This window comes from Oceanobacillus chungangensis (assembly GCF_003369565.1).
GTDB classification, from domain to species: Bacteria; Bacillota; Bacilli; order Bacillales; family Amphibacillaceae; genus Oceanobacillus; species Oceanobacillus chungangensis.
The window spans coordinates 132,988-157,578 of sequence record NZ_PIOD01000002.1 but is presented as its reverse complement, the minus strand read 5'-3'; the positions used below and the strand labels follow the sequence as shown (position 1 = coordinate 157,578).

Sequence of the window (24,591 nt, the reverse complement as noted above, 5' to 3'; positions counted from 1 at the left end):
TCTGCTGAAAATATTATGTAAATGAATGGTAGTTAATTTTCCAATCTGCTAAATAATATAAAAACAAGGTGCGGTAAACACACCTTGTTTCTATACGCTATGTTTTGTCGCAATTACATATGGAATGAATCAATTAGTTGCTAGCTTTGCTATTATCAACTAGGAATTCAATCGCTTTTCTCATTTGTAAGTCGCTCTTAATTGTATCTGTGTTTCCACCTAACATAGGAACTAACTGTTCTGCATCGATTCCGTACATTTCAGCCATTTTCCCTAATTCTTCATTAACATCTTCGTCAGTTACATTGATATCTTCCGCTTTTGTTATAGCTTCTAATGTAAGATTTGTTTTCACGCGTTTTGCAGCATCTTCTTTCATTTGTTCTTTAAGTGCTGCTTCGTCTTGACCTGAGAATTGTGTGTACATTTCTAAAGTCATACCTTGCATTTGCAAGCGCTGTTCAAATTCTCTTACCATTTGCTCTAATTCAGTTTCAACCATTGCATCTGGAATATCTACTTGTGCATTGTCAGATGCTTTTGCAATTAAATCTTCACGTTTTTGGTTTTCAACGTCTTGCTTCAATTCTGCTTCTAGTTGTTCTCTTTTCTTCTTTTTCAATTCATCAAGTGTTTCTACTTCTTCATCAACGTCTTTAGCAAATTCATCGTCTAATTCTGGAAGTTCTTTGAATTTAACTTCATGGATTTTCACTTTAAATGTTGCTTCTTTACCAGCAAGTTCTTCTGCATGGTAATCTTCTGGGAATGTTACACTGATTTCAGTATCTTCATCAAGTGCTTTACCAACTAATTGCTCTTCAAACCCTGGAATGAATTGTCCTGAACCAATTTCTAGTGAATGGTTTTCTCCTTTTCCACCGTCAAATGCAACACCATCAGTAAATCCTTCGAAGTCCATTACAACTGTGTCGCCTTCTTCTACAGTACCTTCTTCTTTAACAACAAGTTCTGCATGACGTTCACGTAGCTGTTCAATTTCTTTTTCAACATCTTCATCAGATACTTCTACAGATGGAACATCAATTTCTAACCCTTTGTAGTCGCCTAGTGTAACTTCTGGTTTCACTTCTACTTCAGCAGTGAAAACTAAAGTGCTGCCTTTTTCAATTTGATCGATATCAACTTGTGGTTGATTGATTGGGAAGATATCTGTCTCGTCAATAGCATTTTTGTATGCTTCAGGAAGTACGATATCCACTGCATCTTGGTAAAGAGATTCTACTCCAAAACGTTTTTCAAACATTCCACGCGGCATTTTCCCCTTACGGAATCCAGGCACTTGAACTGTTTTCACAACTTTCTTGAATGCTTGATCTAATGCTTTGTCAAATTCTTCTGCAGAAACCTCAAATGTTAGAGTTCCTTTATTACCATCTTGTTTTTCCCATTTAGCTGTCATTACATTTCCCTCCAAAATCTATTATATCCATTCATTTATTATGTTTTTGAATATATGTTAGCGAATGCTCAGATTTACAACCATTTTATTATACCATAATTTGTTTGGCATTCAACCATATACTATTAGAAAACTTGGCTGTCATCAATCTTTTAGGTGACAGTCTATGTTATCCGTATTCGGCGAGCTAAAAACAGATATCTATTCCTCAATGATACTTAAGTACAATGTTTCACACATTTTGATTTCATCAACATAATGAAAAACAGTGTCCTCTTGTACTATCGCATCTTTTGTTTCAGTATGTATGTTTAAATATTCCTGACCAATAAATGTTAAAGCTCTTACTATTTGACTCATTTCTTTTCTAGGCGGTGTAATCGGGTATAGTACAAAGAAATAATGATGCAATATTTGTTTGATTACCGCATATAATGTCGGATTCTTTAATTCGGTATCCTTCAGCGACAATAAAATCTGCTGATACAAGGTATTTTCAATGATATCCTCTGTTTCATCTGGGATAATCTTCAAGTTGATATTAAATTTCTGTACGTCTACGCTTCTCGTGACATGATTATCCTTTAATAGATTGATGATTGCAGTTTTGATTACGGGATGAATATGCTCATTTACTAATAATTCAAGAATAGTATCGGTAGCACTTGCATGAATTCGTCGCAAATTCTCAATGATCCGCCATTGTTCTGAGTGGTTATCACTTTCAACTGCTTCTGTTAATTCCTCTTGTAATAGAATTGATTTTTCAACCATAATATCTACTTTCATCTTCTTGCTAATATCATATAGCTGTGTAAATTGTTCACGGAATAATTCTGGCAGCTGCTTATCAGCAAGCTCTGCTCCAGCATACTCCATTAATAATTCATATTGATTCGTTTGAAATAAAATCGTCAAGTACATATGTAAGTAATGATAATAATTGTCATCCTTATGTTGGATCAGCTCTTCACAAAGTGCTTGCGCTTCCTCGTATCTGCTAAGCTCCATTAAACACATCAATTTCGCAATCAGAATTTCATAATTATCCACTTGATAACTTAATAATTTATTTAATTTCTGTAAGGCTTCTTCATACCTTTTCTCCTGTAATGCGTATAAACTCTCTTCTTCTAATGTTTTTTTCCATTTTGGAAAGAGAATCACATTATTCGGCTCGCTCTGCATTTATTCACCTCCTACTAGTTAGTATTTATATTTTACATATAAGCTATACATACCCTAAAGGTTACGGTGGTAAACATAATAGAAAAAGAGAAACCTAACATATGGATAGGTTTCTCTTCAAGTAGCGTCCCAGGCAGGATTCGAACCTGCGACCCACAGCTTAGAAGGCTGTTGCTCTATCCTGCTGAGCTACTGGGACATTTAATTGGAGCGGGTGAAGGGAATCGAACCCTCATCATCAGCTTGGAAGGCTGAGGTTTTACCACTAAACTACACCCGCAAATGGTGCTCTTTCTAACACTCTTATTCACATTATGTAAGTCGTTTAAAAGATATTCTTTTTTAACGGACAAGTTTCATTATAGGCAATAGGGTATATAATGTCAACAGTTATTAAAAACTTTTTCTAAAAAACTTTTAAAACTAGAATGAGAGAGCATTAAAAACACCTAATTTTTAAGTAATTCCGAGTTAAAAATGACGCTCATTTCGGATGTTCCGTTCACAGTTTATATTTTCCGAAAACTAGACATAATGCTATTTTTCCCAGCAACAGACCAGAAAGCTGATATCAGCTTAAGCTACTTCGCTCTCAGTATCAACTATTAATTTCACTTGGCAGATAAGAAAGTATAAAAACTTACTTATCTGCATGGGTGCACCTATCCAACATCTCTTGATATTAAACAAGTAATACTTGTCGAATTATAGCGATACTTGATTAGCTAAATCAGAAACCTCACTGCCATCTAATTCATAAAACCGAATCTTTATGTCATCGGTTCTATCCCATTCCATTACAGCATAGGTTTTTTCCTGACGTCTTCTTGGCATGCGGATACTTCCAGGATTAATAAATAATTGGTGGTCCTTTAATAAGGTTCCCGCAAGATGCGTGTGTCCAAAACAGATGACATTTGCCCCTGCTTCCTTTGCACGGATAGACAATCCCGTTAAATCTGTCTTCACTCCGAGCAGATGTCCATGTGAAACATAATAGGTTAAATTATCAATCTTTATGATTAATTCCTCTTCATAGCGTGGATCGACGTCACAATTACCCTTAACAGTATAGAAGTCTTTTAATGCTATTGCATCAGCATCTAATTCAGAATCTCCACAATGAATGAAATATTCGACTTCGTGTCGTTCTTTTATCATCGTAATTTCGTCTGTTAATCCATGACTATCACTCATAATCAATACTTTCGTCATTCATTACCACCTCTTATCTTACCTTTTATTTACTATGTATCCCTTTTTCCAGCTGGCTAATCGCATTTTTTCGGTGGCTAATACTATTTTTCTCGTCTGGTGAAAGCTCTGCCATTGTCTTAGTATATCCTTCTGGAATGAAAATTGGATCGTACCCGAAGCCGTTTTCCCCTTTTTCCGCGTTTGTGATTGTACCTTCACAATAACCTTTATAAAATACAGTTGCTTTATTCGGCGCCGCAATTGCCAGTACACAAACAAATCGAGCAGATCGTTCTGCTGCTGGTATTTCCGCTAATTCATCAAGAACTTTTCTAATATTCGCCTTATCATCTGTTGGTTCTCCGGCATATCTTGCAGAAAAAATGCCTGGCCGGCCATCTAGTGCATCAATGATTAAACCAGAATCGTCTGCTAAAACCGCGATATTAAACATTTGGGCTATTTCTTCCGCTTTTAATGCGGCATTTTCCTCAAAAGTCTGCCCCGTTTCTTCTATATCTGGGACAGGCTCTTCGAGGTCAAGTAAAGATACAACTTCCACATTAACCGTTGCGAAAAATTGTTTGAATTCGGCTATTTTTCCTTTGTTTTTTGTCGCAATCAATATTTGTTTCATGTTGGAAACCCCTTATTTTTTCTTTGTTTCACCAATTCGCTGCGCTAATTCACCAAGCACTTCTTTTTGGATGCCAATGATTTGTTCCAATCCTTCGCTAGCAAACTTTAGCATCGTTTGCAATTCGACAATCGAGAAGGTTGCTTCTTCACCTGTTCCTTGAATTTCCACGAATTCACCGGCCCCTGTCATTACAATATTCATATCAACATTTGCTGCGAAATCTTCTTCATAGTTTAAATCTAGGATTGCTGTTTCATCCGGTAATATCCCTACTGAAGTCGCACATAGGAAATCTGTAACAGGCATTTTACTTATTTTTTTATTTTCTAGTAAATGTCCAAAAGCAAGGACTACAGCAATAAATGCACCAGTAATCGAAGCTGTTCTAGTACCACCATCTGCTTGAATTACATCACAATCAACCCATACTGTCCGTTCACCAATTTTGTCCAGGTCAACAACAGACCGTAACGCTCTGCCAATTAGTCGTTGGATTTCCATCGTTCTTCCGCTTACTTTACCTTTTGATGATTCACGGATATTCCGATCGGCAGTTGCTCTTGGTAGCATGGCATATTCAGCTGTTATCCATCCTTTACCTTGTCCACGCATAAACGGTGGAACTCTATCTTCAATACTTGCATTGCATATTACTTTAGTATTGCCGACTGTTATTAAAACAGAGCCTTCAGGATGGGTTATGTAGTTCGGTGTAATTGTTATTGGTCTAAGTTCGTTTACTTCACGTTGATCATTACGCATTCAAAATTCCTCCTTGGTAGTTAAGAAAGTATAACATATTTCTTACTACATAAGTGCAACTAAGGCTGCCACCGAATAGCTTGGTTAATCCTTAGTTTTCTAATATTTCATCATTTAGCTTATCATATTTTCTTCAAAAGAAAAATGAACATACATATGATTAACATAAATATAGTGGATAACTTGTTCTACCGATCCAGGAAAACTCGATACCTCCTCCGGATCGAACTGTTTCCCCCAGAAAAGAAGTCGATAGCCTTACCATTCCTGCGGGATTCTTTGGGCTATTACCATTGCTAGGAATATAGAAGTAATCCAATTTTTGGATAAAAACCTTTTCCTCTCTACAAGCCATTACATGCAAATAACGACTTGACTGTTCACACGACGATAACAAAGTATTTTTACCGAATATCAGCCGACACAAAAAAGAGGCTAGTCCATTAGCCTCTATCCTCAAAGTTGTTCTGTTGGTGTGAATGTTTGCTTTGTGACTGGTTCGTCGTAAGATTCGCCATTTTCGTTAACGAGTTGTTCTTTGTTCTCTACTTTAACATCAACTGCATCGATTGATTCCTGTTCGGTTAGTGTTCTTACTAATGTTTCCATTACTTCATCTGCAATGATGCCCGCTTCACTATCTTTTAATATTTCCTCATTAAACACTAACTCTAGCACGCCATCACTTAGTACTGGCTCACTTGCTAAATCAGTTTTGGAATTAAATACGTGCAAAACGTCGGCTTGAAATCCTGGTCCATCTAATAAAGATTGAATAATGGAGTGAAAGAATTCTTCCTCACCTTTTTCTACGTACTGGGTTACTGGAACATAATAGCGATTTTCACCATGTTCTGCTGGATAATACATCGTAACAGCCTGACTATTTACTAAATCAAGTGTGTCTGTATCCGTAATATTAATTCCATTTGCTCGCGAATAGCCATTACCAATTGGTGTTCCATTCACAGGCATTTCTGTTTGTGGATGTCCATTAATCCATAGCTGAACTTTGTTTACATTTTCGAATTGGGTTAATGTATGTGTTACAGATTCTAATATTTGTAGTTCCTCGTTCGCTTGATAATCTTTGAATTCCTCAGATAAATCAACAATCATCGTACCATCTTCCTTAAGGTTAACGCCAATAACCTCAGTTCCTTCTGGTAAAACGGCCTGAAATCCATTCGGCAGCATTTCAGTGACTGGTCCACCTTTAACTAAATATTCTATTACCTGTGTTGCCACTTCTTTTGATTCAAGCTTTGGCAATTCAAGCGTTTGCGATGCAACCATACCGTTCGCATCGATTAAGAACAATTGCCTTGGCACGGTTTCTTCTGCTACTTCGCTTGCTTCTGTATCTTCCGTCTCTTCAGCTTCTTCATTTGACGCTTCAGAATCTTCATCTGATGTCGGCTTCTCTAAGTTATTCACTTCCTCAGCATTTTGTGGAGGGTCTAGGTCCTCTAGAGATTGTTCTCCTTGAAAACACCCAGTCAACAGAACTGAGAGCGTAATCGCGCCAGTCATAAGTAACACTTTCTTTTGCATGTTCATACCTCCTACGATGGTTTGTACTAATATATATACGAGCCTATATTTTAAAATAGACCACCAAAGTAAAAGATGTAACTTCTTTTTAAATCCAATAACAAAAGCGCAAGTACCCGCTTGTGCTGAGTACAGACTGTGCCGCGCCGTTTGGAGTGGTTCGACATGTCGAACATCCCTTCGCAGTAGATAAAGGAAACATGCTCCATCACTTTAGAGGTATTCCTAAGTTGGCAAAGCTGTTTATAGTCGGCCTTCCTTAATCAAAGGGAGTAGATGTTGACTTTCACCACAAGGGTATAAGTACGACTAAAATTCTGGTTCCACCAATCGGCAAGTCTTTTTTTAGCTTGCAGCTTGTCATGAGATTAGGGAAGTCTCGCTAACACTTTAGCGCTGGAGCAGTATGTGGCCTTTCCAGGAAGAAAATTAAGAAAGGGAAAATTTATATTTTCTTACCCAATTAAAAAAATCAAGGAACATGAAAATCATGCTCCTTGATTTATTGATAATGTAGCCTTTTCTATTTGTAACACATCTGGTTGATGGTCATTAAAAATACTTTTTGCAATTTTATTAAACATTTCTAGTTCACCAGTTGTATAGATTTGATGTACGGGCATCCAATCTTCTTTGTTTAATAAATGATGTACATCCAATATAGTACTTGCTTCTCTTGCTGTTTCCTCACTGGAAGAAATAATGGTTACCTGTTCCCCAATGACCTGCTGGATTGTGTCTTTCAGTAATGGATAATGCGTACAGCCTAGAATTAGAGTATCCATTTGTTTATATTGCTTTAGCGATGCCAAGGATTTAGCGACAATCTCTTGTGCTTCTGGGCCAGCTGTAATTCCCTTTTCTACTAGCGGCACGAATAATGGACATGCAAGCGGATATACATTGATTCCTTCATTTATATTTTGTAATGCTTCCTTATACGCCATACTCTTAATGGTTCCTTCTGTACCAATGACCCCGATATGCGTATTGTTTGTAACTTTAATTGCTGCTCTTGCTCCTGGTTGAATAACACCAATTACAGGTATGTCTAACTTTTCCTGTAAATCTTTTAATGTAAAAGCAGTTGCCGTATTACATGCAATTACTAGCATTTTAATATTTTTTCCTAATAAAAAATCTACCATTTCCCAAGTAAATTGCTGTACTTCCTCTTTTGATCTAGGTCCATATGGACATCTTGCTGTATCACCTAAGTAAATTAATTTCTCTTTTGGTAATTGGCGCATTAACTCATGTGCTACCGTTAATCCACCAACCCCTGAATCGATAACTCCAATTGCTTGATTCAAAAGATCGCCTCATCTATGCTGTTATTTTTCATTTACTATTTTCATTTGTTCATATAGAAAACTCAATAATTCATTCAATTTCGTCACATCTGCTTCAGAGAATTCTGCAAGAACTTCTCCTAAATACGCTTGGCGTTTTGCTATCACTTCATGGATAATGACCTTGCCCTTTTCCATTAGGTGAATGCGAACGACTCGTCTATCCTTTTCATCGCGAACTCGTTTCACTAGTTCTGTTCTTTCCATTCGATCAACTAAGTCTGTCGTCGTACTAAATGCAAGACTTATTTTATTTGACAGTTCACCAATGGTTAAATCGCCTTCCTCAAGTAACCATTGTAAGGCAACAAATTGTGGAGGTGTGATTGGATAGTTATTTAAAATTTTACGACCGTTTTGTTTAATGATTCCAGAAATATATCGTAGTCGTTTTTCCATTATATTTATTTCCTCTTTGGATGGTTCGGTTATCAAAAGTGCTACCTCCTACAAAGTACTTTCCATACTAGTTTATCATATTCTATCAAAAACCAGGTGTATTTTTAATTTTGCTATACTGTAAGATGTAGCACAAAATCTTTACTCCACTCATGATGCTAAAGAATGGAAGTAGATATTTAATGCAATGGATAAACTAATTTCATGTGCTAAAGACATTCGGATCAGCCTCTTCAGAAATACACTACGAGCACCTTAGGGATCTGGTGAGCCAACTCGGGCTATCGCGCTATATTTTCGAGCAGTCTCCGTGTATTTCTCCCGCTAGGATTGTACATATGTTATTTTTAGTATTTTCTTAATAAGATGCAGTGTTACTGCCTCTCTAAACACCATTGATTGTAGCGGAGGTGTGGGGACTCCTGCGGAATAAACGAAAATGTTGAAACCATAGCGTTCTTTGCTAAGGCTCAGCTCGAGGCCGCCAGATGTGCGACTGTCCGAAGCAAAAATCAACATTGCACCTACTAGTCCTCAATTTATCTAAATTTCAACAAATTATACAAAATATACATTTATTTTGTCAACTAACATAGTGAACAGCAGCACTTTCATAGTATATATAAAAGTATTCGTTTATTAAAAAAATTTCCGCCTTTTATCATATATAACATGAACGTATTTCACTGCATATCATAAGCTATATTGACTAAATAATTTCCCTTCAAACTGCAGCTCTACAAGAGCAAGGAGGGGTTAACATTTGAAGGACAACGAGTATAAGCCGAAGCAATTATTAACAAAGCGAGAAAAAGAAGTATTCGAATTGTTAGTACAAGATAAGACAACAAAAGAAATCGCGCAAGAATTGTATATTTCTGAGAAGACTGTCCGAAACCACATTTCAAATGCGATGCAAAAATTAGGAGTCAAGGGGCGCTCTCAAGCCGTAGTTGAGCTTCTCCGCATGGGGGAATTGAAGCTCTAAGATTAGTGAAGCTTTCACCAGCATAGGCTGTTTCAATAGAGGTGATTAGTGAAGCTTTTCGAACATATTCCAATCTTTCTATAACAAACAAAACCGACTTACTAAAGAGAAGTCGGTTTTGTTTGTTATAGAAAAGTTTCCGTTTTAATTTTCTCGATAAGAGAAGCCACGTCTAGCTCCAGCGCTAAAGCGTTAGCGGAACTTCCTCAACTCATGACAAAATAAAATAGAGAAGACCTTCCGATTGGTTACACATGAGGCTTAGTCACACTTATACCCTTGTGGTGGAAGTCAACATCTTCTCCCTTTATTTAAGGAGATGCTGACTAAAATCGGGCATTCACCAACGTCGGCATACCCCTAAAATGAAGGGGCATGTTTCCTTTATCTCCTATGGCTAAAGGCCAGGAAGTACGTCGATTTTGTCCTTTAATGTGCATTGTCACTGCCAAAGAAATTCTTAAATGCTTGAATATTTGTAGCACGGTTCATTGCTGCAATGGACGTTGTTAATGGGATACCTTTCGGGCAAACTTGCACACAGTTTTGTGAGTTTCCACAACCACTGATTCCGCCTTCATCCATTAATCCTTCTAAACGATCACTTGCATTCATTTCACCTGTCGGATGTGCATTGAATAGACGAGCTTGTGAAATTGCTGCCGGTCCAATAAAGTTAGATTTATCATTTACATTCGGACAGGCCTCAAGACATACACCACATGTCATACATTTCGATAGTTCATATGCCCATTGGCGCTTTTTCTCAGGCATTCTTGGTCCTGGCCCTAAATCATGTGTACCATCGATAGGAATCCAAGCTTTTACTTGTTTCAAAGCATCAAACATCCGTTCACGGTCAACAATTAAATCACGTACAACTGGGAATGTTGACATCGGCTCTAGTCGAATAGGTTGTTCTAATGTATCAACAAGCGCTGCACAGGATTGCCTTGCAGTCCCATTGATTACCATTGAACATGCACCGCATACCTCTTCCAAACAGTTCATGTCCCACATTACTGGTGTTGTCTTCTCTCCATTTGCATTGACGGGATTTTTCTGAATTTCCATTAATCCTGAAATAACGTTCATGTTTTTACGATAAGGTATATTAAACGTTTCTTCATATGGATCAGAGTTCGGATCATTTTGTCTAGTAATAATAAATGTAATTGTACTTTGTTCAGCCATTTTTACGAAACTCCCCCTTAGTGTGTTGTCGTATAATCGCGCTTACGAGGCTTGATTAATGATACATCCACATCCTCGTATGAGAATACTGGTGAAGCGTTTCCTTTATCAAATTCCGCAATTGTCGTCTTTAACCAATCTTCATCATTTCGCTCTGGGAATGCAGGTTTAAAATGTGCCCCACGACTTTCATTACGGTTATATGCACCAATTGTAATCACTCGTGCCAAATGAAGCATATTCTTCAATTGACGGGTAAACATAACACCCTGATTACTCCAGCTAGAAGTATCATTAATGCTAATGTTCTCCCAGCGTTCGAGCAGTTCGAGAATCTTTTTATCCGTTTCTAGCAGTTTATCATTATCACGGACTACTGTAACATTATCTGTCATCCATTCGCCAAGCTCTTTATGAATCTGGTATGCGTTTTCTCCACCATCCATTTTCATAAGTGCTGCAAACTTTTCTTGCTCTTCGCTTTCTCTCGCTTCGAATAATGCAGCAGGTAAATCGTCTGCATGCTGATCAAGTCTATCAATATACTCGATAGCTTTCGGTCCAGCAACTAGACCGCCGTAAATTGCTGAAAGTAGAGAGTTTGCCCCTAAGCGATTTCCTCCATGCTGTGAATAATCACATTCACCTGCAGCAAAGATGCCTGGGATGTTTGTCATTTGATTTTCATCGACCCAGAGACCACCCATTGAATAATGGACAGCTGGGAAAATTTTCATCGGCACTTTACGTGGATCTTCACCTACGAATTTCTCATAGATTTCTATGATTCCACCTAGCTTAATATCCAATTCCTTTGCATCTTTATGTGATAAATCAAGATACACCATGTTTTCCCCATTGATTCCAAGTTTCTGATTAACACAAACATCGAATATTTCACGAGTTGCAATATCGCGCGGTACGAGGTTACCGTATGCTGGATACTTCTCTTCAAGGAAGTACCAAGGTTCCCCGTCCTTGTATGTCCAGATACGTCCACCTTCCCCACGAGCAGATTCACTCATCAAACGTAATTTATCATCACCTGGAATAGCGGTTGGATGTATCTGAATAAATTCTCCATTCGCATATTTCGCACCTTGCTGATACAAAATACTCGCAGCGGAACCAGTATTGATCATTGAGTTTGTTGATTTACCAAAAATAATTCCTGGACCACCAGTAGCGAAAATCGTTGCATCCGAGCGGAATGATTTAATTTCATGCGTTTTAATGTCTTGTGCGACAATCCCACGGCCAATTCCCGCTTCATCAATGACCGCTCCTACAAATTCATAGCCTTCATATTTTGTAACGAGGCCTTCTACTTCGTAACGTCTAACTTGTTCATCTAATGCGTATAATAATTGCTGTCCTGTCGTTGCCCCTGCATATGCTGTTCGATGCATTTGCGTTCCACCGAAACGTCTAAAATCTAGTAAACCTTCAGGCGTACGGTTAAACATAACACCCATCCGGTCAAACATATGTATTATTCCAGGTGCAGCATCACACATTGCTTTTACTTGTGGCTGGTTAGCTAAGAAGTCCCCACCATAAACCGTATCATCAAAATGAAGCCATGGTGAATCGCCTTCACCCTTCGTATTTACTGCACCGTTAATTCCGCCTTGAGCACAAACGGAGTGAGAGCGTTTTACAGGTACTATCGAGAATAGATCTACACTAACCCCGGCCTCGGCTGCTTTTATCGTAGCCATTAATCCAGCTAGCCCACCACCGACTATCGCGACTTTACGATTACTCATAATATATAACGCTTCCTTTCTCTCTTTCTATTAAACACCGAATGCAAATTGAATGATTGTTCGAACTCCAAGATAACTTACAGCAAGAAATACAAATACTGTAACGTATGTTAATACACGCTGAGATTTTTGTGATTGTGTAATACCCCATGATACACAGAAACTCCATAATCCATTAGCAAAGTGGAATACAGTTGAGATTACGCCGATTAAATAGAACCACAACATAAATGGACTAGATAGAATACCTTCCATCAGACTATACTCAACTTCTGCATTACCCAATCCAATTTGGACTCTCGTTTCCCACACATGCCATGCAATAAATACTAGTGTTATAAGCCCAGTTATTCGCTGTAATGCAAACATCCAGTTACGGAAATAACCATAATTTTTTAGCGAATAGTTTGCAGTTAACGCAATATAGACACCTAAAATTGCATGATACAAAATCGGTAGGTAGATAATGAATATTTCCAGTAATAGTACAAACGGAAGATTCCCCATAAACCCTGCTGCTGTATTAAAGCTTTCTTCACCATACACGGCAAAATGGTTCACCACTAAATGCTGAACTAAAAATATACCAATTGGTACGACGCCCAGTAGTGAATGAAGTCTTCTGTAAAAATACTCACGCTGCCCTGCCATGTTATCCCCCCTTGTCAAATGTTAGAAATAATTTATATGTACATCTTAAAAAAAGTAAAGCGCTTAACAAATTACTTGCCAGTTTTTTTAAAATAGTACAATTTGTAACAATTTAATTGTACTTCTAACTACAAAAAGCGTCAAGATAACGAATCTAAAATTAGAAGAATACATGAACAATTCCTTCTTTTCTATTAAGTAAGCGGTATTATTTCGCAGTTTCTTAATAATCGGTAACAATGATTTTCAACTTAAATTAAATAGGATAGAATCAACACTTGATTATTCAAGTAAATATATAGATAATAATATTAGAAAACTTGGCTGTCACCAAGCCTTTAGGTGATAGACATAGTTACACTTATGTAGTAAGAAGTAGCTTATACTTTCTTAACTACCTAGCAAAAGTGGTAGAACGAAAGGATGACATCAATGTCAAAGAAGATGGAACAATTTTCCACATCACAACTTGAACAATTACATACTGAAGGTGCTGGATATGACGTCCTTCGTTATATAAGTTTACCAGAGTTACTTGGACCTGAAGCACAGACACTTCTCTATTTCATGGGGAGAAATCTTGCAAGGAAATTTACGATAAGCAATCTTGAGGATCTAATTACAATTTATGATAAATTAGGCTGGGGTAAACTGGAATTGGTGAAAGAAAAAAAGAAGGAGTTACTTTTTCATCTCATGTCCGATTCAGTTGTACTCAGATTACAGGCACCATTTACAGTAGAATTTCGCATGGAGGCTGGGTTCCTTGCTGAAGCAATTCAAATAATATACGGAATTGAATGTGAATGTGTAGAGGAAATTAATAAAAGAATCCATCAAGTGGAGTTTAAGATTGTCTATACCGCTTAATGATAGATAAAGAGAGAAGTTCGTTGGTTAAAGAACTTCTCTCTTTTATGTTTCTAGATGTTAAGCATATGCTTTGCTTCACTCACTTTTATTCAAATGGCTTAGTATGTCTGTTGCAATATTTATCGGTATCCCCAGCTTCGTAATCTCCTCGATATTTGCTTGTTTGATTTCCGTAATCGATTTAAAATGTGTTAATAATAGCCTTCTTCGTTTTTCACCAACACCTGGAATTTTATCTAATTCTGACTGCACTAGATTTTTCCCACGTAATTGGCGATGGAAAGTAATCGCAAATCGGTGTACCTCATCTTGAATTCGTTGGACAAGATAAAATTCCTGTGATTGTCTTTCTAAAGGAATGACAGTTGGTGGGTTTCCGTACAATAATTCACTTGTTTTATGCTTATCATTCTTTGCTAATCCGCCTAATGGAATATCAAGACCTAATTCATTCTCTAATACGTCTAAAGCGGCGCTCATTTGCCCCTTCCCACCATCGACAATGATTAAATCTGGTAATGGCAGTTCATCTTGTAAAACTCTTTTGTATCTTCTCCTAATAACTTCTCGCATTGTTTCATAATCATCCGGACCTACTACATCCTTAATTTTATATTTCCGATAGTCCTTCTTACTCGGTTTCCCATCAACAAAAGCGATCATCGCTGATACTGGATCTGTTCCTTGAATATTTGAATTATCAAATGCTTCAATTCGATGTGGTGTTTCGATATTTAATTTCTCACCGAGCTTCTCGACCGCTACTATCGTTCGTTCCTCATTTCGCTCGATTAGTGAAAATTTCTCGGATAGCGCTATTTCTGCATTTTTAATTGCTAGCCCCACCAATTCCTTCTTCCGCCCTCTAAATGGGGTATGAACATCGATCTCTAATAATTCACTGAGTATCGAAACATTCGTTCCAATCGGTACGAATATTTGCTTCGGTTTCAAGTGGTTTTGATGGAGATAGAATCGTCCAACAAAACTAATAAACGTCTCTTCCGCAGTATCGAAAAAAGGAAAAACTGATACGTCTCGTTCGATTAACTTTCCTTGCCTTACGAAAAATACTTGGATGCACATCCAGCCTTTTTCAACACTATATCCAAAAATATCGCGATCAACACGGTCACTCAAGGTCATTTTTTGTTGTTCCATAACAGCCTCAATATGCTGAATCTGATCACGCAATTCTTTTGCTCGTTCAAAATTTAACTGCTCACTAGCTACTAGCATTTTATTTTTCAAATTTGTTTTTATTTCACTAAATCCCCCCTGAAGGAAGGAGGAAATCTCCTGTACAATCGCATTATATTCCTGAATAGACGGTTGTTGCTCACTGCATGCTAAGCATTGATGCATATGATAGTAAAGGCACGGTCGTCCCGGCGGATTATTGCATTTCCTTAGGGGATACATGCGATCAAGTAATTTCTTTGTTTCTCTTGCTGCGATAACGTTAGGATACGGCCCAAAATATTTTCCTTTGTCCTTTTTTACTTTGCGTGTAATTAATAACCGAGGATGTCTTTCTGAAGTGATTTTTAAATAGGGATAGGTCTTATCATCCTTTAACATCACATTATATTTCGGATCGTATTTTTTAATTAAATTCATTTCTAAAATTAATGCTTCCATTTCTGATGATGTAACAAAGTATTCGAAGTCAACAATTTCCTGGACCAATCGTTGTGTTTTGCGGTCATGTGCACCTGTGAAATATGACCTGACGCGATTTTTCAGCAGCTTAGATTTTCCGACATAAATGATTGTGCCTTGCTTGTCCTTCATTAAATAACAACCAGGCTGTGCTGGTAATATCGCTAATTTTTCTTTGATTAATTGATTCATATCGTTTCCATCCCTTAAATCTATTAAAAAATGTTCAAAAAGGAGGATTAAAATGACCGAGAAGTTCAAGGCAGCGAAGCTCCCCGTACCGGGCTTCCACAGGATGTAGTGACTTCTATGTTGCCCATAGGACCTGGGCGGTTTAATAGAAGTTCCTTGACTGTTTTAGCGTGAGGAACGGTAAAGCATCACGTCAGAAATTCGATGTGCCAGATTTACCTGTTTTTTTGAACGCACATTATTAGAAAGTCCCTTGTTACAAATAACAAGGGACAAAAATGAGACATAATATTGATTATAATTTAAGCGTGTTTGTTAATCATATCAACTAACGCTTCTTTTGGTTGGAAACCAATTGCTTGGTCAACAACGTTACCATCTTTAAACAATAATAAAGTTGGAATACTCATTACACCAAATTTACTAGCAGTTTCTTGGTTTTCGTCTACATCTAATTTTACGATCTGAACTTTTTCGTTTAATTCACCGTCAATTTCTTCAAGAACAGGTGCAATCATTTTACAAGGTCCACACCAAGGTGCCCAGAAATCAGCTAGCACTAAGCCTTTTGAAGTTTGATCAGCAAAGTTTTGATCTGTAACATGTTCAATTGCCATTTTTTTTACCTCCTTTATGCTACATTTATAGCTCAAATAGAGTATACCATCGTTATTCTTTACTTCCTAATAGTTTGCTTACACTTTTTTCGGAGGTCCTTGAAATTAATTTCAATTATTCTTTTTAATAAGGAATGATTAGTTACCGAGGTAAACTTTAGGGAAATAAGTCTCACGGGCATGCCGCTCCCAAAATACACTTTGCAATGGATAAACGTAGAACCTGGTTGACAGATTATACAAACTAATATTACCTTGTCTTACTTCATATCCCACTGAATAAATGAATAAATACTAATTAGATTCTTAACTAACCCATTAAAGACAATTCAGCTTTAAATTGCAAATAGCTTTTAGTACATAACAAAAGAATAAAATGTAACTTATGAGAGGCTATCCTACCTTCACTTTATTTATCTCTTCAATTAATAAAGGAATGATTTCAAATAAGTCTCCAACGATGCCGTAGTCAGCGATGTTAAAGATATTTGCTTCTGGGTCTTTATTGATTGCGACGATTACTTTTGAATTCGACATGCCTGCTAAATGCTGGATTGCTCCGGAAATTCCAACAGCAATATACAAGTCTGGGGTTACTACCTTTCCAGTTTGCCCAATTTGCAGGGAATAATCACAGTAATCTGCATCACATGCGCCACGTGATGCACCGACAGCGCCACCGAGTGCTTCTGCAAGTTCATATAGCGGTTTAAATCCTTCTGCACTTTTCACTCCACGTCCGCCAGCAACCACAACCTTTGCCTCTGACAGGTCGACTCCTTCTGTTGCTTTACGAATAACATTCGTAACAATCGTTCGGATATCCGTTACTTCAATATCTAGCTCACGAATATTCCCAGTTCTTGCTGTATCGCGTTTCATGCTGGGAATATTATTTGGACGAATAGTAATAAACGGAAAATCACTAGTAAAGATTTTCTTTTCAAATGCTTTTCCAGAATAAATCGGTCGAATGAAGGCCAAATGGTTTTCCGTTACTTCGATTTCTGTGACATCAGATACTAAGCCTGTGTCTAACTTACTTGCAAGCTTGGGTGATAGATCTTTACCAATTGACGTATGCCCCATCACAATTCCAGCTGGGGATTCATCATTGATTACTGCAAGTATTGCCTGACCAAATCCTTCTGATGTATACGCTTTCAAAGCACTGTGTTTCACGGTTACGACACGGTCTGCACCGTAATAAATAAGTTCCAGTGCTTGACTTTCAAGGTCATCGTTGCCACATACTACACCAATAATCTCCGCATTTTCATTTAGTATTTTTGCAGCTGCAATTGCTTCAAACGATACATTTCGTAATGCACCATCCTTTGTTTCCCCAATAACTAATAGTTTTTCACTCATCTTCTTCTCTCCTCCCCTTTTACATACCTACATTACTTTTGCATCATTTTTCAGTAAGCTGACCAATTCCTTCACTTGATCCTTTACGTCCCCTTCAAGTACTCTGCCTCCCGCTTTCTCAGGCGGTAAGAATATATCAATTGTCTTCGTTTTTGCTTCAATGTCATCTTCCCCAAGGTCAAGATCATCTAAATAAATCTCCTCTAACGGCTTTTTCTTCGCCTTCATGATTCCTGGGAGTGATGGGTACCTTGGTTCATTCAACCCTTGCTGACAAGTTACAAGTAAAGGCAATGTTGTTTCAATTACTTCTACATCACCTTCAACATCCTTTTCAATATTCACTGCAGTACCATCAATTTTTAAGCTTGTAATTGTTGTAACATAAGGGATACCTAATAAATCAGCAATCCGTGGACCGACCTGCCCACTCGCTTCATCAATCGCAACGTTGCCAGCTAGAATTAAATCTACATCCTTCCCATCGAAAAACGCTTCTAAAATTTTTGCTGTCGTAAATTGATCACCATCATCTAAATCTTCTTCCGTATTAATTAGAACAGCTTTATCTGCCCCAATTGCTAAAGCTGTCCGTAGTTGCTTTTCTGAATCCTCATTGCCAATAGTTACAACTGTAACTTCGCCGCCATGAGCATCACGCTGCTGAATTGCCTCTTCAACAGCATACTCATCATATGGATTAATAATGAATTCTGCACTATCCTCGTCAATTTGCCCATTTACAACAGATATCTTCTCTTCCGTATCAAACGTTCTTTTTAATAATACATAGATTTTCATTCATTCTCCCCCTCTGTTTCTCTTATTTATCCTGAAAATGCGGTTTCCGCTTCTCCAAGAATGCTTGAATTCCTTCTTTGGCGTCCTCACGTCCAAACACGTCGCTAAATGCGCTTGCTTCTTCTTTCAGGCCTCTTTCAAATGATTCATGTTTTGCATAAGAAAGCAATTGCATAATGTGGTTTATCGCCGGCTTACTTTTTGCAACAATTTTCGCTGCCAATTCGTTGGTTACATCGAGTAGATCTTCATCAGCTACAACATGATTTGCAAGTCCAAATTGATAAGCATCCCTGCCACTTATTGGCTCGCCAGTTAAAATTAATTCATAGGCTTTGGTCGCACCAACTAAACGCGGTAAACGCTGTGTACCTGCAAAACCGGGAATAATCCCAAGCGTTATCTCTGGTAAACCGAGTTTTGCTGTTTCTGTTACGATTCGAATATGGCATGCCATCGCTAGCTCTAAGCCGCCTCCTAGTGCTGCACCATGAATCGCCGCAATAACTGGAATTGGAAAATTATCAATTCGATTAAATACTTGCTGGCCATTTTCGGATAGTGCTTGGTAATCATCTGCCGCTTGAAGCGAGGTGAATTCCTTTATATCTGCACCAGCGGAGAAAAATCGCCCTTCCCCTTTTAAAACAACTGCCTTTACTTTAGTATCATTCTCAATTTTATCTAGTGCCTCGTTCAAATCTTGAATTAAATTACTTGATAATGCATTAGCTGGTGGGCTTTGAATTGTTAAATGAACTATTTGATTCTTTACTTCATAGTTGATTACTGCCATTGTTTTCCTCCTTTTTCTTATACTGCAGGAAACGATTAGAAAACTAAGAGTTTGTCAAGCCTTTAGATGACTGCCTTAGTTTGAACTTATTCATTATGAACATTTACGCTCTCATAATAAATCTACAATAAAAGATTATTAACTTCGTAGACCATGAATCAGTAGTGCATGAATCTGTGGAACTTGGTCGACTAAGTTGTACTTATGTTCCTTCATTACCCAATTGGTTACAATTTCATCTAGGGTTCCAAAAATCATTTGCCGCATTAACGGAACATTAATATCTTCGCGAAATTGCTTCGTCTCAATTCCTTCACTGATAATAGTGTCAATCATCGTTAAATATGGTTTTAGTACAGCATTGATTTGGCGACGTAATGTATAGTTTGATTGCCTTAATTCCAACTGAGTAACAATAGCTAAGTCATGGTTCTTTTCTAGTTGACGAATATGCATATCAACCAGCGTGAACAGCTTCTTTTCCGCATTTTCTTGCTTACTTGTTTCTATAGCAATCTCTTCAATAAATTGCCCCATTTTCTCCTTAAATACAGTTACAAGAATATCTTCTTTGTTTTTAAAATATAAATAAATGGTTCCGTCAGCTACTCCTGCAGCCTTGGCAATCTTTGCAACTTGCGAATTATGGTAGCCATTCTCTGCAATGACTTTAACAGCAGCCTCGATAATTTGGTTGTATTTCGGTTTATTTGACTTCATGATTTTCTCCTTAAGGATAGCCATTTGATAATGAATGACTATTCATTCATAAGTTAATCATAAATCATACTGGCTGAGAATGTCAATACAAAGCTAGTCCATTTCAACCTTAAAAAAAGAGTGGTTACTGAGGCGTACTCATCTCTTGTGCTTCATCGATTAATTTTCTTCGGAGGATTTTTCCAATTGCTGTTTTAGGCAATTCATCACGAAACTCATAAATTTTTGGTACTTTATATGCCGCCAAATGCTTACGGCAATAGGAATTAAGATCTTCCTCATCTACTGTATATCCTGATTTTAAAACAATAAACGCTTTTACCGTTTCACCACGATATGCATCAGGGATACCAACGATTACAGCTTCCTGAATTGCCCCGTGCTCATATAACACTTCCTCAATCTCTCGTGGATAAATATTATAGCCCCCAGCGATAATCATATCTTTCTTTCGATCAACAAGAAAGAAATATCCTTCTTCATTCATATACCCGAGGTCTCCTGTGTAAAGCCATCCATTCTTAAGGACATTTTCCGTTTCTTCTGGATTATTCCAATAGCCCTTCATTACTTGCGGACCTTTTACAGCAATTTCCCCAATCTCACCTGCAGCTGCTTCCTCATCATTACTATCCATTTTGAAAATCTTCGCGTCAGTATTCGGCCATGGAACACCAATACTTCCATTTACTCTGTCTGTATATACAAAATTTGCATGGGTAACTGGGGATGTTTCGGTTAATCCATAGCCTTCCACTAATTTTCCACCTGTTATTTTCTCGAACTGTTCTTGAATTTCTCTAGGTAATGGCGCAGATCCACTAAGACATGCTTCGATTGAGGACAGATCATATTTATTAATATCTGGATGATTCAATAGACCAATATAAATCGTCGGTGCGCCAGGAAATAACGTTGGCTTCTGCTTCGATATCGTTTTTAATACATCTGCTGCATTAAATTTTGGCATTAAAATTATTTTCGATCCTTGCAGAATGGCAAAATTCATCACCGTCGTCATACCGTACACATGAAAAAACGGAATAACGCCTAACACTACTTGTTGTTTACCTTTTGTTTTATACAACCATGCCTCACACATTTGAACATTTGACACGAGATTATAATGTGTTAGCATGACCCCTTTTGGAAATCCAGTCGTTCCCCCCGTATATTGGATTAACGCAATATCCTCTTTTGGATCAATTTCGACTTCCAGATAATCGGCTGGAGTGTTATCAACTATTACTTTCCATAGATGGGTCTCTTCACTTTGCTCTACTCTTACAACCATATTATATTCTCTTTTTTGGATGAATGGATAAATCAGGTTTTTAGGAAATGGCAAATAATCCTTAATACCTGTTACGATCACATGTTTTAAATTCGTTTTTCCCTTTACGTTCGTTACCCTTGGCACTAAGATATCTAGGCAAATGAGGATGGACGTTCCCGAATCCTTTAATTGAAATTCCAATTCCCGTTCTGTGTAGAGTGGGTTCGTTTGAACAACGATTCCTCCTGCCATCATTATGCCAAAGTAACTAACGACCGCTTGGGGGCAATTAGGTAACATTATTCCAACACGATCACCTTTCTTTAATCCAATCGATTGCAAATAGTATGCGAGCTGCTTTGCATGGGTATACAATTCATCATATGTTAATTCTTTTCCCATAAAGTGAAGCGCTTTCTTTTCTTTGTAGCATTCAGCACTTTCCACTAGAAAAGCGTGTAATGGTTTTTCTGCATATTGCATGTTAACAGGAATTTCCATCGGATAATGGTCATGCCATTTCTTAACCAGCTCCATCTAATCCCCTCCTTATTTCGTTTATTATAACTATTATATCGATTAATTTCTATATTTAGAAATGTTTCGCAATATTTTTTATCAATTTCGATGAAAAAAACGAATCAATCAGATTATTTAACAGAAGCAATAAGTAAAGTCACTGACTGATTTCTAAAATTCGACTTTAATTATCTCATCATTTGAATTTCCATTCATATTGGATATCAGGTAAGTTTTCTTCATTTTCATGGCCTCTACCAATTATTTTAAATCCATTTTTCTCATAAAATCGTTGTGCATGTTTATTTACCTCAAATGTGCGCACCGTTAATATTCCGCTTGATTGTGCTTTTACCTTACTTAATAATGTGTGACCTATACCAATTCCTTGATAATCTGTGTGAACATAAAGTTGACTTATTTCTATATCGTTATAAGCAATCATTCCAACTACTCTTTCTTCTAAAAACACTAAATCTATTTGAAAAAGTTCTGGTAATATGTTGTTTAAAAAATAAATGTGACTTTCTAAGTTATGAATTTCTTTCTGACCAATTGCCCGTTCCTTACTTTTCCTCCACATTTCCACTGTTTCCTCAGCATATTTGGGATTATACTGGGAAATAATGAATTGATGTTTGTTCACTACAATTCCTCCACGTTTGTTTAATAAGAATGGACAGATTTTAAGTTTCTACCGATAAAATTAGCCGAAATAGGCTTTAATTCTAATTCTCTTGCCCAAACAGAAAGTTGACCAATGTGATGAATTTCGTGAGCGATAATATGGTGGAGTATCTCATCCTTAGTGTATTCCCCTTCATCCCAAGGTACATTTATAAGAGTATCTTTGGATTCAGCTAACTTGGTTTTTAGACCGGCAACAATTTCATTTCGCAATGTATCAGACAGAGATTTAACCTTTTCAAGCGAATTATAATCAGCAAACTGAAAAACTACATCTTCTTTACCTTGAATACCACGAATCCAACTGTATTCCACGTCAATAATGTGAAAAAAGGTATATAAAATATTTCCTACTCCGCCTCTTCGGACTTTTAACAATTCATCAGGTGTTAGTAGGTTACACAAGTCAAACCATTCATCTCTTACTTGCCAGTTATATTTGAAAAACTTTATCAAAGTGTAACACCCCTCTAAATTGATTGTTAAAATTATTGCAGTTAGCATTTCATTAAGTAGATATCTTTTCAATACAGATAATCTTTATTAGATTTTCACGTTTGTTTTCGCACTTTTAATTGGGCTTTAAGGTTAAGGTAGATACCATACCCTCCTGCTATGATTAGAAATAATTGACCATAACCAAAATTTAGATTAACCCAATAAGTGAATAATATTAAGAAGATCACAATAAAGATTATGGTAATAATATTCCGATAATATTTATTCATTATTAGCCTCCTTATCCATTTATCCAATTTAACAATATTTCCCTTTAAAAGATGAAGTAGCAACGAATGCATTGATGTGTTAAAGCACCAGGTCATTAAATAAGGAAACGGCGTTACCCTTCTTGAAGTAAAGCTGCTGTTCGATTATTATATCATATTATTAATAAATTCTAAATTAACTAATAATTAATCGGCGAATTTACATTAATTTCGACCAAAGAACACATATTATTGATGATATTCCAACAAAAAATTTGAGGCTGGGACAAATTAAAATATTCAACTATAAAAGCGAACAATATACTAATTTAGCGTAGGGAATATACGGTAGACTCCTTCGGGAGGAAAGGCCTAGAGATGAGACTACGTAATGCGATAGCACGTAGGAGACTCAGCAGCCGCTCGAGGAAAGCAAAGTATATTCCCGGATCGGTTTAACTTTCTAACTATCAAATTGTTCGGATTAAGCTTTTGTTAAAACACTTATTTCCTAGCCTCATAATTTTTTACAGTTAGTACTGATTATCTCCAACAACTTATAATCTAAGTATCGCCGGGTTTTTTAAGAAAAAATATGAATGCATTCCAAAGTCCAAATTCATTCTCCTATTTATTCAACATATTAAACTATAATATTATTGGAATAAAAAAATCATGCTACAGAGGATTGGTACCTCTACAGCATGACGTTTCCAATTAGATGAAATAAATAATTCCAGCAACAATAAATAGAATCGCAACAATGATTAGTATTTTAGCTAGTCGTTCAAATACCATTTACTTTGCCTCCTAATCACCAATACTTGCACCAATAACAAACGATAAACCAATAGAAATCATCATCGAAATAAAACCGACCGCCTTATTACCCTTTCCTATCTCCTCATCCACCTTAATCGTTGGTGTTAGAAATTCAAAAATAAAATAGCCTAATAGTAGCAAGACAAATCCTAGCGCGCCCCAGCCAATGCTTTGCAATATCGTATCATTATGTTCAATCGAATAACGAAAGATGGTTGCAATTCCAAATACTTTTCCACCGGTTGCCATCGCAACTGCAAAATTTCCATTTTTTATTTCTTCCCAATTTTTATACGATGTTACAAGCTCGAATACAGCCAAAAATACGAGGGTACAGAGTACAACTACACTGTACCTTGCTGCCGTTACGACAATAACGTTTTCCCAAAAAAGACTCATACGTGTCCCCCTACATTTGAAATCTCACTTGT

24 protein-coding genes and 2 tRNA genes are annotated in these 24,591 nt (G+C 37.0%); 2 read left to right on the top strand and 24 right to left on the bottom strand.

Features of this window, described 5'->3' with window-relative positions; genetic code table 11:
• Window positions 1-133 precede the first annotated feature (133 nt).
• The 10 genes from tig to CWR45_RS01845 all read right to left on the bottom strand — a co-directional run bounded on the left by tig (window position 134) and on the right by CWR45_RS01845 (window position 8,515).
• On the bottom strand, window positions 134-1,423 hold the full coding sequence (gene tig, locus CWR45_RS01890; RefSeq protein ID WP_115748102.1) for a trigger factor: 1,290 nt from the start codon (window positions 1,421-1,423) through the stop codon (window positions 134-136).
• 201 nt (window positions 1,424-1,624) lie between these two features.
• Window positions 1,625-2,611, bottom strand: a complete 987-nt coding sequence (locus tag CWR45_RS01885) for a tetratricopeptide repeat protein (RefSeq protein ID WP_115748101.1) — start codon at window positions 2,609-2,611, stop codon at window positions 1,625-1,627.
• A gap of 125 nt (window positions 2,612-2,736) precedes the next feature.
• A tRNA-Arg gene (locus CWR45_RS01880) sits at window positions 2,737-2,810 on the bottom strand.
• A 7-nt stretch (window positions 2,811-2,817) separates the two neighbouring features.
• Window positions 2,818-2,891: transfer RNA gene (locus CWR45_RS01875), tRNA-Gly, on the bottom strand.
• Between the two features lie 425 nt (window positions 2,892-3,316).
• A complete protein-coding gene (locus tag CWR45_RS01870; protein WP_115748100.1) occupies window positions 3,317-3,826 on the bottom strand; it encodes a metallophosphoesterase family protein in 510 nt (169 codons plus the stop codon).
• Between the two features lie 25 nt (window positions 3,827-3,851).
• Window positions 3,852-4,445: an XTP/dITP diphosphatase gene (locus CWR45_RS01865; protein ID WP_115748099.1), complete on the bottom strand. Its 594-nt coding sequence runs from the start codon at window positions 4,443-4,445 to the stop codon at window positions 3,852-3,854.
• 12 nt (window positions 4,446-4,457) lie between these two features.
• Window positions 4,458-5,210 (bottom strand): ribonuclease PH, encoded by a 753-nt coding sequence (rph, locus tag CWR45_RS01860; protein ID WP_115748098.1) that lies wholly within the window; start codon window positions 5,208-5,210, stop codon window positions 4,458-4,460.
• A gap of 456 nt (window positions 5,211-5,666) precedes the next feature.
• Window positions 5,667-6,764 (bottom strand): GerMN domain-containing protein, encoded by a 1,098-nt coding sequence (locus CWR45_RS01855; protein WP_115748097.1) that lies wholly within the window; start codon window positions 6,762-6,764, stop codon window positions 5,667-5,669.
• A gap of 488 nt (window positions 6,765-7,252) precedes the next feature.
• Window positions 7,253-8,077 carry a glutamate racemase gene (gene racE, locus CWR45_RS01850; protein ID WP_115748096.1) on the bottom strand — a complete coding sequence of 275 codons (825 nt, stop codon included), beginning with the start codon at window positions 8,075-8,077 and terminating at the stop codon, window positions 7,253-7,255.
• Window positions 8,078-8,098: 21 nt separating this feature from the next.
• Complete coding sequence (locus CWR45_RS01845) at window positions 8,099-8,515, bottom strand: MarR family winged helix-turn-helix transcriptional regulator (protein WP_115748248.1); 417 nt, start codon at window positions 8,513-8,515, stop codon at window positions 8,099-8,101.
• A gap of 763 nt (window positions 8,516-9,278) precedes the next feature.
• On the opposite strand from CWR45_RS01845, the gene CWR45_RS01840 reads away from it, so the two are divergent.
• Window positions 9,279-9,503, top strand: coding sequence for a helix-turn-helix domain-containing protein (locus tag CWR45_RS01840; protein ID WP_094883395.1), 225 nt, complete (start codon window positions 9,279-9,281; stop codon window positions 9,501-9,503).
• Window positions 9,504-9,932: 429 nt separating this feature from the next.
• Here CWR45_RS01840 and sdhB read toward each other — a convergent pair whose 3' ends face one another.
• The 3 genes from sdhB to CWR45_RS01825 are packed head-to-tail and all read right to left on the bottom strand — an operon-like array spanning window position 9,933 to window position 13,117.
• Window positions 9,933-10,697, bottom strand: coding sequence for a succinate dehydrogenase iron-sulfur subunit (gene sdhB / locus CWR45_RS01835; RefSeq protein ID WP_115748095.1), 765 nt, complete (start codon window positions 10,695-10,697; stop codon window positions 9,933-9,935).
• Between the two features lie 17 nt (window positions 10,698-10,714).
• Window positions 10,715-12,466 (bottom strand): succinate dehydrogenase flavoprotein subunit, encoded by a 1,752-nt coding sequence (gene sdhA / locus CWR45_RS01830; protein WP_115748094.1) that lies wholly within the window; start codon window positions 12,464-12,466, stop codon window positions 10,715-10,717.
• Window positions 12,467-12,496: 30 nt separating this feature from the next.
• Window positions 12,497-13,117 carry a succinate dehydrogenase cytochrome b558 subunit gene (locus CWR45_RS01825; RefSeq protein WP_115748093.1) on the bottom strand — a complete coding sequence of 207 codons (621 nt, stop codon included), beginning with the start codon at window positions 13,115-13,117 and terminating at the stop codon, window positions 12,497-12,499.
• 432 nt (window positions 13,118-13,549) lie between these two features.
• Here CWR45_RS01825 and CWR45_RS01820 point away from each other — a divergent pair, with 432 nt between their 5' ends.
• Entirely contained in the window at window positions 13,550-13,987 is a 438-nt protein-coding gene (locus CWR45_RS01820) for a DUF2507 domain-containing protein (protein WP_115748092.1), read from the top strand.
• Between the two features lie 78 nt (window positions 13,988-14,065).
• Here the strand turns inward: CWR45_RS01820 and uvrC are convergent, their stop codons facing one another.
• The 11 genes from uvrC to CWR45_RS01770 all read right to left on the bottom strand — a co-directional run bounded on the left by uvrC (window position 14,066) and on the right by CWR45_RS01770 (window position 24,559).
• Window positions 14,066-15,844 (bottom strand): excinuclease ABC subunit UvrC, encoded by a 1,779-nt coding sequence (gene uvrC / locus CWR45_RS01815; protein WP_115748091.1) that lies wholly within the window; start codon window positions 15,842-15,844, stop codon window positions 14,066-14,068.
• A 302-nt stretch (window positions 15,845-16,146) separates the two neighbouring features.
• On the bottom strand, window positions 16,147-16,461 hold the full coding sequence (trxA, locus tag CWR45_RS01810; protein WP_114916912.1) for a thioredoxin: 315 nt from the start codon (window positions 16,459-16,461) through the stop codon (window positions 16,147-16,149).
• Between the two features lie 393 nt (window positions 16,462-16,854).
• Window positions 16,855-17,832 carry an electron transfer flavoprotein subunit alpha/FixB family protein gene (locus tag CWR45_RS01805; RefSeq protein WP_115748090.1) on the bottom strand — a complete coding sequence of 326 codons (978 nt, stop codon included), beginning with the start codon at window positions 17,830-17,832 and terminating at the stop codon, window positions 16,855-16,857.
• Between the two features lie 27 nt (window positions 17,833-17,859).
• The gene (locus tag CWR45_RS01800) at window positions 17,860-18,633 is read right to left on the bottom strand and encodes an electron transfer flavoprotein subunit beta/FixA family protein (RefSeq protein WP_115748089.1); all 774 of its coding nucleotides are present in this window, start codon (window positions 18,631-18,633) and stop codon (window positions 17,860-17,862) included.
• Between the two features lie 22 nt (window positions 18,634-18,655).
• On the bottom strand, window positions 18,656-19,429 hold the full coding sequence (locus CWR45_RS01795) for an enoyl-CoA hydratase (protein ID WP_115748088.1): 774 nt from the start codon (window positions 19,427-19,429) through the stop codon (window positions 18,656-18,658).
• 138 nt (window positions 19,430-19,567) lie between these two features.
• On the bottom strand, window positions 19,568-20,149 hold the full coding sequence (locus tag CWR45_RS01790) for a fatty acid metabolism transcriptional regulator FadR (RefSeq protein WP_115748087.1): 582 nt from the start codon (window positions 20,147-20,149) through the stop codon (window positions 19,568-19,570).
• Between the two features lie 124 nt (window positions 20,150-20,273).
• Window positions 20,274-21,962, bottom strand: a complete 1,689-nt coding sequence (locus CWR45_RS01785) for a long-chain-fatty-acid--CoA ligase (RefSeq protein ID WP_115748086.1) — start codon at window positions 21,960-21,962, stop codon at window positions 20,274-20,276.
• 178 nt (window positions 21,963-22,140) lie between these two features.
• Window positions 22,141-22,590, bottom strand: coding sequence for a GNAT family N-acetyltransferase (locus CWR45_RS01780; protein WP_115748085.1), 450 nt, complete (start codon window positions 22,588-22,590; stop codon window positions 22,141-22,143).
• 20 nt (window positions 22,591-22,610) lie between these two features.
• A complete protein-coding gene (locus CWR45_RS01775) occupies window positions 22,611-23,087 on the bottom strand; it encodes a DinB family protein (protein WP_115748084.1) in 477 nt (158 codons plus the stop codon).
• 95 nt (window positions 23,088-23,182) lie between these two features.
• Window positions 23,183-23,359 (bottom strand): hypothetical protein, encoded by a 177-nt coding sequence (locus CWR45_RS19675; RefSeq protein WP_170138765.1) that lies wholly within the window; start codon window positions 23,357-23,359, stop codon window positions 23,183-23,185.
• Between the two features lie 789 nt (window positions 23,360-24,148).
• The gene (locus tag CWR45_RS01770) at window positions 24,149-24,559 is read right to left on the bottom strand and encodes a DUF350 domain-containing protein (protein ID WP_115748083.1); all 411 of its coding nucleotides are present in this window, start codon (window positions 24,557-24,559) and stop codon (window positions 24,149-24,151) included.
• Between the last annotated feature and the right edge of the window lie 32 nt (window positions 24,560-24,591).

What these genes read in the sequence shown, in the direction of transcription:
- tig (WP_115748102.1), bottom strand. Translation starts at nt 1,423, where the DNA reads ATGACAGCTAAATGGGAAAAACAAGATGGTAATAAAGGAACTCTAACA.
- CWR45_RS01885 (WP_115748101.1), bottom strand. Translation starts at nt 2,611, where the DNA reads ATGCAGAGCGAGCCGAATAATGTGATTCTCTTTCCAAAATGGAAAAAA.
- CWR45_RS01870 (WP_115748100.1), bottom strand. Translation starts at nt 3,826, where the DNA reads ATGACGAAAGTATTGATTATGAGTGATAGTCATGGATTAACAGACGAA.
- CWR45_RS01865 (WP_115748099.1), bottom strand. Translation starts at nt 4,445, where the DNA reads ATGAAACAAATATTGATTGCGACAAAAAACAAAGGAAAAATAGCCGAA.
- rph (WP_115748098.1), bottom strand. Translation starts at nt 5,210, where the DNA reads ATGCGTAATGATCAACGTGAAGTAAACGAACTTAGACCAATAACAATT.
- CWR45_RS01855 (WP_115748097.1), bottom strand. Translation starts at nt 6,764, where the DNA reads ATGCAAAAGAAAGTGTTACTTATGACTGGCGCGATTACGCTCTCAGTT.
- CWR45_RS01845 (WP_115748248.1), bottom strand. Translation starts at nt 8,515, where the DNA reads ATGGAAAAACGACTACGATATATTTCTGGAATCATTAAACAAAACGGT.
- sdhB (WP_115748095.1), bottom strand. Translation starts at nt 10,697, where the DNA reads ATGGCTGAACAAAGTACAATTACATTTATTATTACTAGACAAAATGAT.
- sdhA (WP_115748094.1), bottom strand. Translation starts at nt 12,466, where the DNA reads ATGAGTAATCGTAAAGTCGCGATAGTCGGTGGTGGGCTAGCTGGATTA.
- CWR45_RS01825 (WP_115748093.1), bottom strand. Translation starts at nt 13,117, where the DNA reads ATGGCAGGGCAGCGTGAGTATTTTTACAGAAGACTTCATTCACTACTG.
- CWR45_RS01820 (WP_115748092.1), top strand. Translation starts at nt 13,550, where the DNA reads ATGTCAAAGAAGATGGAACAATTTTCCACATCACAACTTGAACAATTA.
- uvrC (WP_115748091.1), bottom strand. Translation starts at nt 15,844, where the DNA reads ATGAATCAATTAATCAAAGAAAAATTAGCGATATTACCAGCACAGCCT.
- trxA (WP_114916912.1), bottom strand. Translation starts at nt 16,461, where the DNA reads ATGGCAATTGAACATGTTACAGATCAAAACTTTGCTGATCAAACTTCA.
- CWR45_RS01805 (WP_115748090.1), bottom strand. Translation starts at nt 17,832, where the DNA reads ATGAGTGAAAAACTATTAGTTATTGGGGAAACAAAGGATGGTGCATTA.
- CWR45_RS01800 (WP_115748089.1), bottom strand. Translation starts at nt 18,633, where the DNA reads ATGAAAATCTATGTATTATTAAAAAGAACGTTTGATACGGAAGAGAAG.
- CWR45_RS01795 (WP_115748088.1), bottom strand. Translation starts at nt 19,429, where the DNA reads ATGGCAGTAATCAACTATGAAGTAAAGAATCAAATAGTTCATTTAACA.
- CWR45_RS01790 (WP_115748087.1), bottom strand. Translation starts at nt 20,149, where the DNA reads ATGAAGTCAAATAAACCGAAATACAACCAAATTATCGAGGCTGCTGTT.
- CWR45_RS01785 (WP_115748086.1), bottom strand. Translation starts at nt 21,962, where the DNA reads ATGGAGCTGGTTAAGAAATGGCATGACCATTATCCGATGGAAATTCCT.
- CWR45_RS19675 (WP_170138765.1), bottom strand. Translation starts at nt 23,359, where the DNA reads ATGAATAAATATTATCGGAATATTATTACCATAATCTTTATTGTGATC.
- CWR45_RS01770 (WP_115748083.1), bottom strand. Translation starts at nt 24,559, where the DNA reads ATGAGTCTTTTTTGGGAAAACGTTATTGTCGTAACGGCAGCAAGGTAC.